Below are 14,550 nucleotides of genomic sequence, written 5' to 3' on the forward strand. Positions count from 1 at the left end.
AGCCATCGCGCGAATCTCTGCGAGATCCGTGCGATTCTGCGAAGCGTCGGAGCGCGGGTCGCGCATCAGAACAGCCCCTTCGGGGCCGGCGCGCCCGCGAGCACGCCGAAGTCGGCGACGATCGTGAGCTGCTGCACCTCTTCCGGCGTGAGGTCGGGCAGACGCTCCGCGAGCCCGAGGAAGCGCTCGATCTCATCCGCCGTGAGCACGGGCTCGGCGAGCAGCCGGAACTTGCGCACGTAGTCCTCGCGGACGAACGGCCGGGCGCCAAGGGGGTGGGCGTCGGCGACCGCGATCTCGTCCTCGATCGTCTCGCCGTTCGTCAGGCGGATCTCGACGCGTCCCCCGAACGCCTTCTCGTCCGGGTCGTCCGAGTGGTAGCGGCGCGTCCACTCCTCGTCTTCGGCGGTGGCGATCTTGTGCCACAGCGCGACGGTGTCCTCACGCGCGGCCCGCGCCGGCAGGTAGGAGTCGACGTGGTGCCAGCCTCCGTCTTGCAGCGCGACCGCGAAGATGTACGGAATCGAGTGGTCCAGCGTCTCACGCGACGCGGCCGGGTCGTACTTCTGCGGATCGTTCGCGCCCGAGCCGATCACATAGTGTGTGTGGTGCGAGGTGTGCAGCACGATCGCCTCGACGTTCGCCGGATCGGCGAGCTCCGGGTGCTCGCCGTGGAGCTTGCGGGCGAGGTCGATCCACGCCTGCGCCTGGTACTCGGCCGAGTGCTCCTTCGTGTACGAGTCGAGGATGGCCCGCTTGGGCTCGCCCTGACCCGGCAGGGGCACCTCGTACGCGGCATCCGGTCCGTCCAGCAGCCACGCGATGACACCGTCCTCGCCCTCGTAGATCGGACTCGGCGACGTCTCGCCGCGCATCGCCCGGTCGACGGCCTCGACCGCCATCTTGCCCGCGAACGCGGGGGCATGCGCCTTCCATGTCGAGATCTCGCCCTTGCGCGACTGGCGCGTCGCGGTGGTGGTGTGCAGCGCCTGGCCCACCGCCTGGTAGATCGTCTCGACCGGAAGACCCAGCAGGGTGCCGATGCCCGCCGCGGCCGACGGGCCGAGGTGCGCGACGTGGTCGATCTTGTGTTTGTGCAGGCTGATGGCGCGCACCAGGTCGATCTGGATCTCGTACCCCGTCGCGAGCCCGCGCACCAGCGCCGCCCCGTCGGCGCCGACGTGCTGAGCGACCGCGACGATCGGCGGGATGTTGTCGCCCGGGTGCGAGTAGTCCGCCGCGAGGAACGTGTCGTGGTAGTCCAGCTCGCGCACCGCGACGCCGTTCGCCCACGCCGCCCACTCCGGGCTCGTCCTGCGGTCGAGCGCGCAGCCGAACACCGTCGCGCCCGACCCGCCGACCGATACGGCGTGGTCCAGCGCCTGCTGACGGGCCGCGCTCACCGGCGCACGGGTGAGGGACGCCGCCGCCACCGCCGCGTTGTCGATCACGCGGTTGATGATCATGTCGACGACCTCCGGCTCGACCTCGACCGGGTCGGCGGCGACTTCGGCGATATGCCACGCAAGCTGCCCCTCGCGCGCGAGGTGCTCGTCACTGCGGTGGACACGGAGGTGGTGGATGACGGTCATGGCTGGCCTTTCAGGTCGAGCGCGGAGTCGTGGGGGTACGCGGGAGCCGCCGCGGTGAGGGATTCGAGGATGCTGTGCAGCGCGTTGTGCAGGTGCACGTGCGTCGCGTGGGCGGCCAGATCCGCGTCGCGCGCCGAGATCGCAGCCGCGATCAGACGATGCTCGGCGACGGATGCTGCGAGCCGGGCGGGATTGTCGCGTGCGAGTCGCCGCACCCGGACGAGATGAGTGCGCACCGTGCGCAGCGCTGCGGTGAGGTAGTCGTTCGCGACGGCGGCGTCGAGCGCGAGGTCGAAGTCTGCGATGAGGGCGTAGTAGGCGTCGCGCCCATCGGCGCCCCCGGTGCCCCCGTCGAGGTCGACCTGGGCGAAGTCGTGGGCGAGCTCGGCGAACGCGGTGGCGTCGCCCCGCTCGGCGGCGAGGCGCGCGGCGGATTCCTCGAGGGCGCGGCGGACCTCGAAGATCTCGCGGATGTCGTCGGCGTCGATGGCGGTGACCACGGTCACCCGCGGCGACTGCTGCGCCACGAGACCGTCGGCGGCGAGGCGGCCGAGCGCTTCGCGCAGCGGCGTGCGGCTGACGCCGAGACGGGCGGCCTGCTCGACCTCGCCGAGCACGGCCCCGGGCCGCAGGATGCCGGACTGGATCTCGTCGAGGAGAGTCGCGTACGCGCGGTCACTGGCACGCATCCGCATCACCTCCTCGTTCAACGCCCCGGCCAGTGTATACATAAAGCGGCCAAGGTGTCATGGGCGAGGAAGAACCACCGCTTTAGGTATACATCTGGCACACGACCAGCGAGGGAGTCGTGCGGGCTTCAGTCCCCGACCGTGACCGCCGTCGGCGGCGGAGGCATGCGGTGCCGCATCGCCTGCTCCAGCAGCGTGCGCAGCTCAAACCGTGCGACGTCCGCGAGCGACGCAAGCCGCACGTTGCGCACCTTGGCGCCGGTACCGCCCAGGAGACCCGCGGGATCGTCGAGTTCAGCGCCGTACGGGAACGCGAGCGCGACATGCGCCGCGTGCGGAAGGATCCACGCGAACTGCTCGGAGTTCTTCTTCGGCCCTGTGCCGTAGCCCGAGCTGCGCTGTGCGGGCCACACGACCTCCACGGTCTGCGGCAGCACATCGAAGATCAGCCGGCGCGCTGCCAGCGCGATCTCGCTGACGACGGCCGGGCGACCGTCGAGGATCCCCCGGAACGGGGCGGAGTCGGTGGTGACGATGCCGGCGGCCATGGCGCGAAGGTACCGCCCGCACGGCCGTGAGGAAAGCGTGAGGAATATTCAGGAATTTGTGAATCCGGCGTAGCGTCTGCGCCATGAGCACAGTCATCCGCACGACCGGCCTCACGAAGCACTACGGCCGCGTGCACGCCCTCGACGGACTCGACCTCGTCGTCGACGAGGGGCAGGTGCACGGGTTCCTCGGACCCAACGGGGCCGGCAAGTCCACCACGATTCGGATCCTGCTCGGCCTCGCGCGAAAGACCGCGGGTGAGGCATCCGTCTTCGACCTGCAGCCATGGCGCGACGCGGTCAAGATCCACCGGCGAGTCGCGTACATCCCCGGCGATGTCAGCGTGTGGCCGAATCTGTCGGGAGGCGAGGCGATCGACCTGCTCGCTCGCCTGCGGGGCGCCTCCCGCCACGACAAGGCGTACGCGAGTGAGAAGGAACGGCTCATGGAGGCGTTCCAGTTCGACCCGCGCAAGAAGGGCCGAGCCTATTCGAAGGGCAACCGGCAGAAGGTCGCACTGATCGCGGCCTTCGCCGTGCCGGCCGACCTGTACATCCTCGACGAGCCGACGAGCGGCCTCGACCCGCTCATGGACGTGATGTTCCGCCGCGAGGTCGCGCGCGTCCACGCCGCCGGGGCGACCGTGCTGCTGTCGAGCCACATCCTGTCGGAGGTCGAGCAGCTGTGCGATCGGGTCTCGATCATCCGCGCGGGGCGCGTCGTCGAGAGCGGCACGCTCGCCGACATGCGTCACCTCACCCGCACCGAAGTCTCTTACGAGGGGACGGATGCCGCACCCGTGGCCGCGCTCGCAGCGGCGCACGACGCCCTCGTCGAGGACGGCCGCGTGCGCTTCACGATCGACAGCGATCAGGTCTCGGGAGTGCTGCCCGAGCTCTCGCGTCTCGGGGTCGCGGGGCTTCGCGTCGCGCCGCCGTCGCTCGAGGAGCTCTTCCTGCGCCACTACGGCGACGACCTCGCCGCGCTGGAGGGGAACGGACGATGACGCGCCTCATGACGCTGCTGGGTCAGCGGCTCCGGCGCGACTGGCTGCAACTGACGCTGTGGATCGGCGGCACGATGGCTCTCGCGCTCGCCGGCCTCTCCGGCGCCGCGAGCACGTACGGCACGGAGCAGGAGCGCACGGCGCTGCTGGCCACGGTGATGGCGAACCCGGTGATCCTGCTGTTCCGCGGGTTGCCGTCGGGTCCTGGCGAGCAGGCGTTCATCGTCTTCCTCCTCATGCCGTTCCTGGTGATGATGGCCGCCTTCATGAGCTCGTTCCTCGCCGTGCGCCACACTCGCGGCGACGAGGAGGCGGGGCGCCTCGAACTCGTCGCGGCGACGACGGCCGGAAGGGCCATGCCGTCGGTCGCGACGCTCGTCCATGGCGTGCTGGCGAACCTCCTGCTCGGTGTGCTCGTCGCCGCCGCCTTCCTCAGCGGCGGCTCGCCCGCCGAGGGGTCGTGGCTCGCCGGGTTCACCGCCGCGTGCGGCGGGCTGACGTACCTGGGTGTCGCGCTCCTTGCCGCCCAGCTCATGCGCACCTCGCGTGGCGCCAACTCCCTCGCGGTGTGGGTGCTCGTCGTGACCTACTTCATCGCCGGCATCGGCAACGCCCTCGGCACGCCGAGCGACGATCTCACGCACATGGAGAGCTCGTGGCTGACCTGGCTCTCGCCGTTCGGATGGGCCGAGAACACCCGCGCGTTCGACGAGAACCTCTGGTGGCCCGCGTTCCTGTGCCTCGCCGCGTTCGTCCTGTTGGCAGGGGCGGCGCTCGCCCTCCAGACCGTCCGCGACCTCGACGCGAGCATCATCCCCGAGCGGCAGGGCCGCGCCGTCGCCCGGGCGACGCTGTCGACGCCGACGGCGCTCGTCATGCGGCTCGCGGCGGGCTCGACGATCGGCTGGATGGCGGGCGCGTTCTTCGCGGGGGCGCTGTCGACCTCGCTCGGATCGGTCGTGAACGAGATGGGTGCGGACAACCCCGCGGTCGCCGACATGCTGAAAGCCCTCTCGGCCGAAGCCGACCTCGAGCAGGCGGTCGTCGTCGTCTTCTTCACCATGGTGGGCCTGCTCGCCGCCTGCGCGGGCGTGCAGACGGTCGCCCGCGCCCGCCAGGAGGAGGCGCACGGCACCGCCGAGCCCGTCCTCGCCAGCCCCGTGGAGCGTGTGCGGTGGCTCGCCGACTTCGTGGTGGTCGGGTTCATCGCCATCGTCCTGACCTGCGGGGCGGCTTTCGCCGGGGCGTGGGTCGGGACCGCGCGCCTCGACGACGGCGCCGCCCTGGTCGGCGACGCGTTCGTGGCGGCGTGGGGGCAGGTGATCGCAGCATCCGTGTTCCTCGTCCTGACCGCCCTCGTCTTCACGATCGCGCCGCGGTGGACGATCCCCCTGGGATGGACCCTCGTCACCGCCGCGATCGTCTTCGGGCTGTTCGGCCCGCTTCTCGGCCTTCCGGAATGGGTGACGAACCTGTCGCCGTTCTCGGTCGCGCCCGTTCCGAGCGGGAGCGAGGTGGATGTGCGTGGGATGTGGTGGCTCGTCCTCACGGTCGGCGTCGGGGCGACGGCATCCCTCGTCCTGATGCGGCGCCGCGAGCTGGCCGCCGCCGGGTGACGGGCGACGAGACGGTGGAGCACCCGGGGGCCGAGGCGGCCGAGCAGGCGGCCGCCATGCTCACGGCCGTGGGCATGCCGCGCATGCCGGCACGCGTCATGATGGCCCTCGCCGGCTCTCCTGACGAGGGCTACACTGCGGCCGAGCTCGCCGACCGCCTCGGCGTCTCCGCCGCCGCCGTGTCGGGTGCGGTGCGCTACCTCGTCTCGATCCGGCTCATCCACCGGCTCTCCCGTCCGGGCGACCGCCGCGACCGCTACGACCTCGCCGAGGACTCCTGGTCGGGCATGATCGCGGCGAACGCACCCCTGTATGGCACCCTCGCGGCGTCGCTCGATCGCATCGCCGACGAGAACCCGACGGCGCCCGCCTCGGCCGCGCGGGCGCACGAGATCGCCGACTTCCTCCGCTATCTCGCGGAACGGATGCCGCAGCTCGCCGCCGAATGGCGCGCGGGGCGCGACGCGCCCGGGGTCGACAGCACGAGGGCCGCGGCGGACGGGAGCGCTGCGGCGGACGGGGAGGTGGCGGCGGACGGGGACGCCGCGGCGGGCGGGTAGCCTTGCCCGAGTGACCGACGCGCCCCGCTACATCGTTGCCACCGACGGAGCCTGCAAGGGCAACCCCGGCCCGACGGGGTGGGCGTGGGTCGGCGAGGACGGCCACTGGGCCGCGGGATCGATCCTCTCCGGCACGAACAACATCGGCGAGCTGACCGGGCTGCTCAAAGCCATCGAGGATCACTCCGACGTCGCGAACCTCGTCGTGCAGGCCGACTCGAAGTACGCGATCGACACCTACACGAAGTGGATGGACGGCCACCGCCGCCGCGGGTGGAAGACCTCGACCGGCGCGCCGACGAAGAACGTCGACATCCTGGAGCAGCTCATCGCGGCACGAGACGCGCGCCGTGCCGCCGGACTCCCCGATGTCGAGCTCGAGCACGTGCGCGGCCACTCCGGACACGTGCTCAACGCGTGGGCCGACGAACGCGCGGTGCGCGCCTCGGAGCACGCCGCCAAGGGCGTCGCGAGCGCGTGGTCGTCGCTCGGGGCGCAGGACCGCATCGACGTCTCGACCCGCCCGAAGAACGGGCGCTGACGCTACAGCTGCGCCCGATACTCGCGCCACGCCTCGCCGAGGCGGCGCACGCCCTCCTGCAGCACGGCTTCCGGGGCGGTGTAGGGCACGCGGATGTGGTCGTCGTAGACGACGGATGCCGTGAACTCCGTGCCGCCCGCGACAGCGACGCCGCGCATGGCGGCGACGCGCGCGAGAGCGGTCGCCGATCCGACGGGCAGCCGCGCCCAGAAGGCGAGACCGCCGCGCGGCGGGGTCACGTCCCAGTCGGGAAGGTGCTCCGCCATCGCTGCGAGGAGGTGGGCGGACGCCGCCGCGTGCGTCTGCGACGTCGCCAGCCTCAGCGCCCGGGCCTCGTCGACCAGGTCGAGTGCCAGCAGCTGAGCGGGAACGCTCGTCGACTGGTCGACGAGCTGACGGACCCCGCGCAGGCGCCGCACCAGCACCGGGTCGGCCCGCACCCATCCGATGCGAAGGCCGGACCACGACCACTTCGACAGCGAGTCGACCACGATCACCGGCGCATCGGGACGAAGCGCCGCGAGGGTCGGCGGCACCACCGCGTCGAACGACACGTGGGCGAGCACTCGGTCCTCGAGCACCGGCACGCCGTACTCGGCGGAGAGGTCGGCGACGCGCTGCCGGGATGCTGCGGGCAGCCGCGTGCCGGTCGGATTGTGGTGGTGCGGGTTGACGGCGATGAGCACGGGCCGCAGCGCCACGATCGCGGCCTCCAGTTCATCGACGTCGATCCCGTCCGCACCGATCGTGACACCGTGGACGCGCCCGCCGCGCCGCCGCACGGAGTCGGCGAGCCCGGGCCAGGTCACCGATTCGGTGAGCACGACGTCGCCGGGCGAGACGAGCTCGTCCACGACGAGGCTGATCGCCTGCTGGGCGCCGTGGGTCACGAGGATCTGCGCCGGCGTCGCGGGCGTGCCCTCCTCCTCGAAGAGCGCGGCGAGCCGGGCGCGCAGGACGGGCAGCCCCGCCGGGTCGGTCTCGGCCAGGGTGACCGGATCGAGCGGGGGCGTGTGCGCGCGCACGAGATCGATCACGAGCTGGGGCATCGCGGGGACGGCACGCAGCAGATCGATGCCCGAGGGCGAGGCCGAGAACAGACTCTCGCCACGGGCTGTCCGCTCGCGGGCCGGTGCGGCGGCCCCGATCGGCCCGGCGACACGCGTGCCGCTGCCTTGACGTCGCTCGACGAGCTCGTCGTCGCTGAGCAGCCCGTAGGCGGCGACCACCGTCCCGCGCGAGACCGCGATCGCACCCGCCAGGGCGCGCTCGGCAGGCAACCGGTCGCCCGGGCGCAGCTCGCCACCCTCGATGAGCGCGGCGATCGCCTGCGCGAGGCGCACCGTCAGAGTGCCGTCGCCGTGCGCCCAGCGGCCCAGGCGCGCGGCGAGGCGGGATGCCTCCACTGCGCCACCGAGGGCCACCCTGTGGTCCACCAGCCGCTCATTGGCCCTGTCGACGGTCGTCATCACCCCGCATTCTGGTCCAATGTTCCGCACCACCGCCACAGTTGTCCGCACCAGCAGTCCAGTTCTCACCGATTGGACCACTCAGAAGCTCATGCAGTGGATCGGCGAGGATGACGCCCGCTGCCACGACACGACGCTCGTCGGCGTGCTCGCCGCCATCGACGAGGCGCTCGCCCGGCGAGCGGGCGCCGAAGCTTCCCCGCTCACGCCCCGCTCACCCACTCCACTCGTCCGGGCGCTCGCCGCACGGCTTCGCGCTGAACCCGTGCTGCGCGACCTGCGCATCGGCGACCTCATCGAGGTCGCACCCGCGAGCACGGGCGGCGACGCGCGGGACGATCTCGAACGCGGCGCGGACGTGCGGGGCGCAGCATCCTTCCGCCGGTCGCTGCTCGGCGTCCGCTGAGAGCGCGCGGAGAGCGCTCGCGCCGGCTCAGCCCTGCATGGAGCCTTCGAAGAGGCCGATCTGGTTGCCGTCGGGGTCGGCGATGACCGCCCACCAGCTCGTCGGCGTGATCTCCTGCTTCTCTCGCACCAGACTGCCGCCGGCCTTCGTGGCCTTGGCGACGGTGTCGTCGATGGAGTCCACCTCCACGTACGAGCGGGTGTTCGTGAAGCCCTCTTCCCGAAGGGCCAGTCCGCCGCCCGAGATGCCGTTCGGAGCCTGCCACATGGGGTAGCCCTCGAAGCCGGGCACCTCGGCGATCTGCCAGCCGAAGAGGCCGGAGTAGAAGGCGGTCGCGTCGCCCAGGTCGCTGACCGGGATGTCGATGTGGGTGATGTCGCCGTGAGCCATGGGTCTTCCTCTCGTTCGGGCCGACCCGGTCAGTCTCCGCCGCCGGCCGCGCGCCCACAAGCCCGCGAGTCAGCCGGCGGATGTGGCTTCGGCGAGGTGGCGCTCGAGCGCGTCGATCGCCGGACGCTGACCCTTCACCAGGCGTTCGCGCGCGGCGTCGAGGGCGGTCCATTCCACGCGGTCGACTTCGGGGAACCGTGCCGTCCTCCCGGAGCGCGGCGGCCATTCCAGTTCGAACTCGCCGAACTCGAGGTCGTCGAGCGAGAACGCGGTCCCGTCGGCGACGAACACCGTCACCCGCTTGCCCGACGAGTAAGCGAAGGTGCCGAGTTCCGCGTACGGCGGCTCAGGCGGATCGAGGCCGAGCTCTTCGCGGAACTCGCGGCGCGCGGCATCCAGTGCGCTCTCCTCCCACTCGGCGAACTCGCCCTTGGGGATGGACCAGGCGCCGGCATCCTTGCTCGCCCAGAACGGCCCGCCCATGTGTGCGATGAGCACCTGGGGTTCGGGCGCGATCCGGTACAGCAGGATACCGGCGCTGGTGATCACGGCTCAGACGATACGGGTCCGGGGCGAGACCGTGTAGGTGTCCTCGGGGTCGCTGAACACGGCGTCGCCCAGGGCGGTGTCGATCGCGGCGAGGGTGTCGGTGTCGAGCACGACGCCCGATGCCTTGACGGTCTCCGCGAGCTGCTCCGGACGGGATGCCCCCACCAGCGCCGACGCGACGTTCTTGTTCTGCAGCACCCACGCGATCGCGAGCTGCGGCATCGACAGGCCGGCCTGCTCGGCGACGGGCCTCAGTCGCTGGACCGCCTGGAGCACGTCGTCGCGGAGGAACCCCTGGATGAAGCGGGCGCCGCTCTTGTCGTCGGTCGCGCGCGAGCCCTCGGGCACCGGCTGGCCGGGCAGGTACTTGCCCGACAGCACGCCCTGGGCCATCGGCGACCACACGATCTGCGAGATGCCGAGCTCCTCCGACGCCGGCACCACCTTGCCCTCGATGACGCGCCACAGCGCCGAGTACTGCGGCTGGTTGGAGATGAGCTGCACGCCGTAGCTCTTGGCGAGCGCATGGCCCTCGCGCAGCTGCTCTGCCGTCCACTCCGAGACGCCGATGTAGAGCGCCTTGCCCTGCCGTACGACGTCGGCGAAGGCCTGGAACGTCTCTTCGAGCGGCGTCTCGTAGTCGAAGCGGTGCGCCTGGTAGAGGTCGACGTAATCGGTGCCGAGGCGCTTCAGCGACCCGTTGATGGACTCGAGGATGTGCTTGCGGCTGAGGCCCGTGTCGTTCGGCCCCTGCGGGCCGGTCGGGAAGTAGACCTTGGTGAAGATCTCGAGGGATTCGCGGCGCTGGCCCGAGAGCGCCTTGCCGAGCACCTCTTCGGCCGCCGTGTTGGCATAGACGTCGGCCGTGTCGAACGTGGTGATGCCGGCGTCGAGCGCCGCGTGGACCGTGGCGATGGCGGCCGAGTCGTCGACCTGCGAGCCGTGTGTGACCCAGTTGCCGTAGGTGATCTCGCTGACCTTGAGACCGCTGTTTCCGAGGTACCGGTAATTGACCATGAGAAAACGCTAGCCGCCCCTGAAGGTCCCGGCGGCGGGAACAGCAGAATTTGTCGAGAAGCGAAACAAACCCCGAGGACGATGACCTCGGCCCGGCGCGCACGTCACCGGGCCGAGACCCCGTCTCGCGTTACACGACCCGCGCGGTCTCCTCTTCGTCGAGGTCGTCGAGCTCGTCGGCGCGTTGCGCCGGCGCCTGGGCCTGCGACTCGGCGAGGGCGCGCGCCTCTTCGTCGAGGTCGGTCGCGGCCTGCTCGAACTGCGAGTTGTAGAGGCGGAAGTACGCCCCCTTCGCCGCGATGAGCTCGTCGTGCGTGCCCTTCTCGACGATGCCGCCGTTCTCCATCACGAGGATGAGGTCGGCGTCGCGGATGGTCGACAGGCGGTGCGCGATCACGAAGGAGGTGCGGCCCTCCCGGAGTGCCGCCATCGCGTGCTGCAGCAGCAGCTCGGTACGGGTGTCGACGGAGCTCGTCGCCTCGTCGAGGATCAGCACCGAGGGCTGGGCCACGAACGCGCGCGCGATCGTGATGAGCTGCTTCTCGCCCGCCGAGATGTTCGACGCGTCCTCGTCGAGGAGCGTTTCGTACCCGTCGGGAAGCGAGTGCACGAACCGGTCGACGTAGGTCGCCCGCGCGGCGGCGAGGATCTCGTCGTCGGTCGCGTCGGCGCGGCCGTAGCGGATGTTCTCGCGGATCGTGCCGGCGAACAGCCACGGGTCCTGCAGCACCATGCCGGTCTCGGCGCGGATGTCGCGCCGCGTGAGCTCGGCGATGTTCTGCCCGTTCAGGAGGATGCGGCCGCCGTCGAGCTCGTAGAAGCGCATCAGCAGGTTCACGAGCGTCGTCTTGCCGGCGCCGGTCGGACCCACGATCGCGACCGTCTGGCCGGGCTCGACCCGGAACGACAGATCGTGGATGAGCGGCCGGTCGGGCGAGTACGAGAACGCGACCTCCTGGAATTCGATCGTGCCGTCGCCCTCGACCAGTGCGGGGGCGTCTTCGGGGTCGGGCTCCTGCTCGGGCTCGTCGAGAAGCTCGAACACGCGCTCGGCCGAGGCGGTGCCCGACTGCACGACCGCGGCCATGCCGCCGAGCTCCGCGAGCGGCTGCGTGAACTGCTGGGAGTACTGGATGAACGCCTGCACGTCGCCCAGGCGAAGCTGGCCGCTCGCGACCATGAGCGCGCCGAAGACCGCGATGCCCACATAGGTGAGATTCCCGATGAACATCATCGCCGGCATCATGATGTTCGACAGGAACTGCGCCTTGAACGAGGCCTGGTAGAGCTCCTCGTTCTCTGCGCGGAACGCCTCTCGGGACGCCTGCTCGCGGCCGAAGACCTTGACGAGCGCATGGCCGGAGAACGACTCCTCGACCCGAGCGTTGAGCCGGCCGACCTTGCGCCACTGGATGCCGAACGCCTTCTGCGAGCGGGGCCCGATGACCCCGAACAGCACGCCCATGAGCGGGAAGCTGATCAGCACGACGAGTGTCAGCTGCCACGAGATCGTCAGCATCATGATCAGCACGCCGATCACGGTGAGCACGCTCGTGAGCGCCTGCGACAGCGACTGCTGCATCATCTGCGTGATGTTGTCGATGTCGTTGGTGACGCGCGAGATCAGCTCGCCGCGCTGCACGCGGTCGAAGTAGCGCAGCGGCAGGCGGTTGATCTTCGCCTCGACCTGTTCGCGCAGGCGCCACATGACGCGCACCATGATCACGTTGATGACGTAGCCCTGCAGCCACATCAGCAGCGATGACGCGAAGTACAGCGCGAGCACGATGAGCAGCACACGGCTGAGCGCCATGAAGTCGACGCCCGCGCCCGGCACGAAGCGCTCCATCGCCGAGACGATGTTGGCCAGGTCCTGCTGTCCTGAGGCCTCGAGCTGGGCGACGACCTGCTCCTTCGTCATGCCGGCAGGCGCCATCGATGAGACCACACCCTCGAACAGGATGTTCGTCGCCTCGCCGAGCACCTTCGGCGACAGCACCGCGAGCACGACGCCGATCGAGCCGAGGATCGACACGAACACGAACGCCCACGCGTTCGGACGCAGCAGCCCGATGAGCCGGCGGAACGCCGGCCAGAAGTGCGCTGCCTTGCCCGGGGCGACGGCGCCGCTCCAGTCGTCGGCCGCGATGCGCGCCTGCTCGCCGAGCTCGATCTCGGCCTTCTCCTCGGCGCTCAGTTCCGCGACGGCCTGGCGCACGCGGCGGCGAGAGGTCTTCTCGGTGTTCTTCTCGTCGCTCATCGGGCGACCTCCGCTCCGAGCTGGGATTCGACGATCTCGCGGTAGGTCTGGCTGGTCTCGAGCAGCTGCTCGTGCGTGCCGATCCCCACGATGCCGCCGTCGTCGAGGACGACGATGCGGTCGGCGTCGGTGATCGTCGAGACGCGCTGGGCGACGACGATCTTGGTGACGTCGGGCAGTTCCCGCCACAGCGCCTGTCTCAGTCGCGCATCCGTGGTGAGGTCGAGCGCCGAGAACGAGTCGTCGAAGACGAGGACTCGCGGCTGGTGCACGATGGCCCGCGCGATCGCGAGCCGCTGGCGCTGCCCGCCCGACACGTTGGTGCCGCCCTGGGCGATCGGCGCGTCGAGCCCCGCGTCCATCTGGCTCACGAAGTCGCTCGCCTGGGCGATCTCGAGCGCGCGCCAGAGCTCGGCATCCGTCGCGTCCTCGCGCCCGAACCGCAGGTTCGACGCGATCGTGCCGGAGAAGAGGAAGGGGCGCTGCGGGACCAGCCCGATCGTGCTCCACAGGGCGTCGAGGTCTGCCCGGCGCACGTCGACGCCGCCGACCTCGACGACACCGTCGGTGACGTCGAACAGACGCGGGATGAGCGACACGAGGGTGGTCTTGCCGGCGCCGGTCGAGCCGACGATGGCGACCGTCTCTCCGGGCTCCGCGCGGAAGCTGATGCCCGACAGGATCGGGTGCTCGGCGCCGGGATACGTGAATGCGACATCGCGGAACTCGACGGCGCCCGGAGTCGGGAACTCGCCGACGGCATCCGACGGACGCTCCAGCGACGAGTACGTGTCGAGCACCGCGCCGACCCGCTCGGCCGACACCGCGGCGCGCGGGATCATCAGCGTCATGAAGCTCGCCATCATGACGCCGGAGAGGATGATCATGGCGTACTGCATGAAGGCGAAGAGCGTGCCGATCTGGATCTCACCGCTGTCGACCTGCATTCCGCCGAACCAGATCACGCCGATCACGGTGACGTTGAGGATCAGCATGACGGCGGGGAACAGCACCACGAACAGCGACCCCACCTTCCGACCGACGACCATGATTTCGGTGTTGGCGGCCCGGAAGCGCTCCTCTTCGATCGGTTCGCGCACGAAGGCGCGGATCACGCGGATGCCGGTGAGCTGCTCGCGCATCACGCGGTTCACGCCGTCGAGCTTGCCCTGGTAGCTGCGGAACAGCGGCACCATGCGAGCGATGAGCAGGCCCGCGACGAGGAGGAGCACCGGCACGGCGACGGCGAGGATCCACGCGAGGCTCGCGGCCTGCTCGATCGCGAGCACGATGCCGCCGATCGCGAGCAGCGGCGCCGTCACGAGGAACGTCGCGGCCATCATCGCGAGCATCTGCACCTGCTGCACGTCGTTCGTGTTGCGGGTGATGAGCGAGCCGGCGCCGAAGCCCGTGACCTCGCGCTCGGAGAAGCCCGAGACGCGCTCGAAGATGTCGTCGCGGATGTCGCGGCCGAGCCGCATCGCGGCGCGCGCGGCGAAGTAGGTCGCGATGATCGAGGCGACGATCTGCCCGAGCGACACCGTCAGCATGACGACGCCGGTGCGCCAGATGTATTCGGTGTCGCCCTTCGAGACGCCGTTGTCGATGATGTCGGCGTTGAGGCTGGGCAGATAGAGCGAGGCCAGGGCGGAGGCGGACTGGAAGACCAGCACGCCGAGCAGCAGCCAGCCGGACGGTTTGAGATATCGGACGAGGATTCTTGCCAGCACGAGGGTCTCCCGGACGCGGCGCAGCCATGGCAAGGCTCCGCCTCTGCGGATCTGAGGGTGCCGACCCACCTTCGCACGGGCCGCCGACATCGCGGCAGTCCCGTTCACTGAGGGCGGAACGGGGGCGTGACCGCCCTCTGAACGGCGATCCGCCGGTCACTCTAACACGATATATC

Annotated in this window: 14 protein-coding genes; 5 read left to right on the forward strand and 9 right to left on the reverse strand. The window is 70.5% G+C overall.

Annotated features, from left to right (window positions below):
- Window positions 1–65: 65 nt before the first annotated feature.
- From JNB61_RS05305 to JNB61_RS05315, 3 genes are all read right to left on the reverse strand, one after another.
- Complete coding sequence (locus tag JNB61_RS05305) at window positions 66–1,592, reverse strand: MmgE/PrpD family protein (protein WP_220292590.1); 1,527 nt, start codon at window positions 1,590–1,592, stop codon at window positions 66–68.
- A complete protein-coding gene (locus JNB61_RS05310; protein ID WP_220292588.1) occupies window positions 1,589–2,281 on the reverse strand; it encodes a GntR family transcriptional regulator in 693 nt (230 codons plus the stop codon). Before JNB61_RS05310 ends, JNB61_RS05305 begins: the two co-directional genes overlap by 4 nt.
- A 128-nt stretch (window positions 2,282–2,409) precedes the next feature.
- Window positions 2,410–2,829: a DUF1801 domain-containing protein gene (locus JNB61_RS05315; protein ID WP_220338960.1), complete on the reverse strand. Its 420-nt coding sequence runs from the start codon at window positions 2,827–2,829 to the stop codon at window positions 2,410–2,412.
- A gap of 83 nt (window positions 2,830–2,912) precedes the next feature.
- On the opposite strand from JNB61_RS05315, the gene JNB61_RS05320 reads away from it, so the two are divergent.
- From JNB61_RS05320 to JNB61_RS05335, 4 genes are read left to right on the forward strand one after another with little or no spacing between them, the layout of a single operon-like run.
- Window positions 2,913–3,836: an ABC transporter ATP-binding protein gene (locus JNB61_RS05320; RefSeq protein ID WP_220292584.1), complete on the forward strand. Its 924-nt coding sequence runs from the start codon at window positions 2,913–2,915 to the stop codon at window positions 3,834–3,836.
- Window positions 3,833–5,452, forward strand: coding sequence for an ABC transporter permease (locus tag JNB61_RS05325; RefSeq protein WP_223214638.1), 1,620 nt, complete (start codon window positions 3,833–3,835; stop codon window positions 5,450–5,452). Before JNB61_RS05320 ends, JNB61_RS05325 begins: the two co-directional genes overlap by 4 nt.
- Window positions 5,449–6,012 carry a GbsR/MarR family transcriptional regulator gene (locus JNB61_RS05330; protein ID WP_308291209.1) on the forward strand — a complete coding sequence of 188 codons (564 nt, stop codon included), beginning with the start codon at window positions 5,449–5,451 and terminating at the stop codon, window positions 6,010–6,012. The genes JNB61_RS05325 and JNB61_RS05330 overlap by 4 nt, the downstream gene beginning before the upstream one ends.
- Before the next feature lie 10 nt (window positions 6,013–6,022).
- Window positions 6,023–6,553: a ribonuclease H family protein gene (locus JNB61_RS05335; RefSeq protein WP_159841318.1), complete on the forward strand. Its 531-nt coding sequence runs from the start codon at window positions 6,023–6,025 to the stop codon at window positions 6,551–6,553.
- Between the two features lie 2 nt (window positions 6,554–6,555).
- On the opposite strand, the gene JNB61_RS05340 is transcribed toward JNB61_RS05335, so the two are convergent.
- On the reverse strand, window positions 6,556–8,022 hold the full coding sequence (locus JNB61_RS05340) for an aminotransferase-like domain-containing protein (RefSeq protein WP_220338961.1): 1,467 nt from the start codon (window positions 8,020–8,022) through the stop codon (window positions 6,556–6,558).
- 19 nt (window positions 8,023–8,041) lie between these two features.
- Between JNB61_RS05340 and JNB61_RS05345 the strand changes: the two genes are divergently transcribed.
- Window positions 8,042–8,428: a hypothetical protein gene (locus JNB61_RS05345; protein WP_220338962.1), complete on the forward strand. Its 387-nt coding sequence runs from the start codon at window positions 8,042–8,044 to the stop codon at window positions 8,426–8,428.
- A gap of 27 nt (window positions 8,429–8,455) precedes the next feature.
- Here the strand turns inward: JNB61_RS05345 and JNB61_RS05350 are convergent, their stop codons facing one another.
- The 5 genes from JNB61_RS05350 to JNB61_RS05370 all read right to left on the reverse strand — a co-directional run bounded on the left by JNB61_RS05350 (window position 8,456) and on the right by JNB61_RS05370 (window position 14,374).
- The gene (locus JNB61_RS05350; protein WP_220292580.1) at window positions 8,456–8,818 is read right to left on the reverse strand and encodes a VOC family protein; all 363 of its coding nucleotides are present in this window, start codon (window positions 8,816–8,818) and stop codon (window positions 8,456–8,458) included.
- Window positions 8,819–8,887: 69 nt separating this feature from the next.
- On the reverse strand, window positions 8,888–9,367 hold the full coding sequence (locus tag JNB61_RS05355) for an NUDIX domain-containing protein (protein WP_220338963.1): 480 nt from the start codon (window positions 9,365–9,367) through the stop codon (window positions 8,888–8,890).
- A gap of 3 nt (window positions 9,368–9,370) precedes the next feature.
- Window positions 9,371–10,384: an aldo/keto reductase family protein gene (locus tag JNB61_RS05360; protein WP_220338964.1), complete on the reverse strand. Its 1,014-nt coding sequence runs from the start codon at window positions 10,382–10,384 to the stop codon at window positions 9,371–9,373.
- Between the two features lie 130 nt (window positions 10,385–10,514).
- Window positions 10,515–12,644: an ABC transporter ATP-binding protein gene (locus JNB61_RS05365; protein ID WP_223214639.1), complete on the reverse strand. Its 2,130-nt coding sequence runs from the start codon at window positions 12,642–12,644 to the stop codon at window positions 10,515–10,517.
- The gene (locus JNB61_RS05370) at window positions 12,641–14,374 is read right to left on the reverse strand and encodes an ABC transporter ATP-binding protein (RefSeq protein ID WP_220338965.1); all 1,734 of its coding nucleotides are present in this window, start codon (window positions 14,372–14,374) and stop codon (window positions 12,641–12,643) included. Before JNB61_RS05370 ends, JNB61_RS05365 begins: the two co-directional genes overlap by 4 nt.
- Window positions 14,375–14,550 lie beyond the last annotated feature (176 nt).

Origin of the sequence: Microbacterium ureisolvens, assembly GCF_019511645.1 — a bacterium.
Classification (GTDB): domain Bacteria; phylum Actinomycetota; class Actinomycetes; order Actinomycetales; family Microbacteriaceae; genus Microbacterium; species Microbacterium ureisolvens_A.

Excerpts from the sequence above, each read along its gene's own strand:
- JNB61_RS05305 (WP_220292590.1), bottom strand. The coding sequence starts at position 1,592 with ATGACCGTCATCCACCACCTCCGTGTCCACCGCAGTGACGAGCACCTC.
- JNB61_RS05310 (WP_220292588.1), bottom strand. The coding sequence starts at position 2,281 with ATGCGTGCCAGTGACCGCGCGTACGCGACTCTCCTCGACGAGATCCAG.
- JNB61_RS05315 (WP_220338960.1), bottom strand. The coding sequence starts at position 2,829 with ATGGCCGCCGGCATCGTCACCACCGACTCCGCCCCGTTCCGGGGGATC.
- JNB61_RS05320 (WP_220292584.1), top strand. The coding sequence starts at position 2,913 with ATGAGCACAGTCATCCGCACGACCGGCCTCACGAAGCACTACGGCCGC.
- JNB61_RS05325 (WP_223214638.1), top strand. The coding sequence starts at position 3,833 with ATGACGCGCCTCATGACGCTGCTGGGTCAGCGGCTCCGGCGCGACTGG.
- JNB61_RS05340 (WP_220338961.1), bottom strand. The coding sequence starts at position 8,022 with ATGACGACCGTCGACAGGGCCAATGAGCGGCTGGTGGACCACAGGGTG.
- JNB61_RS05345 (WP_220338962.1), top strand. The coding sequence starts at position 8,042 with ATGTTCCGCACCACCGCCACAGTTGTCCGCACCAGCAGTCCAGTTCTC.
- JNB61_RS05350 (WP_220292580.1), bottom strand. The coding sequence starts at position 8,818 with ATGGCTCACGGCGACATCACCCACATCGACATCCCGGTCAGCGACCTG.
- JNB61_RS05360 (WP_220338964.1), bottom strand. The coding sequence starts at position 10,384 with ATGGTCAATTACCGGTACCTCGGAAACAGCGGTCTCAAGGTCAGCGAG.
- JNB61_RS05365 (WP_223214639.1), bottom strand. The coding sequence starts at position 12,644 with ATGAGCGACGAGAAGAACACCGAGAAGACCTCTCGCCGCCGCGTGCGC.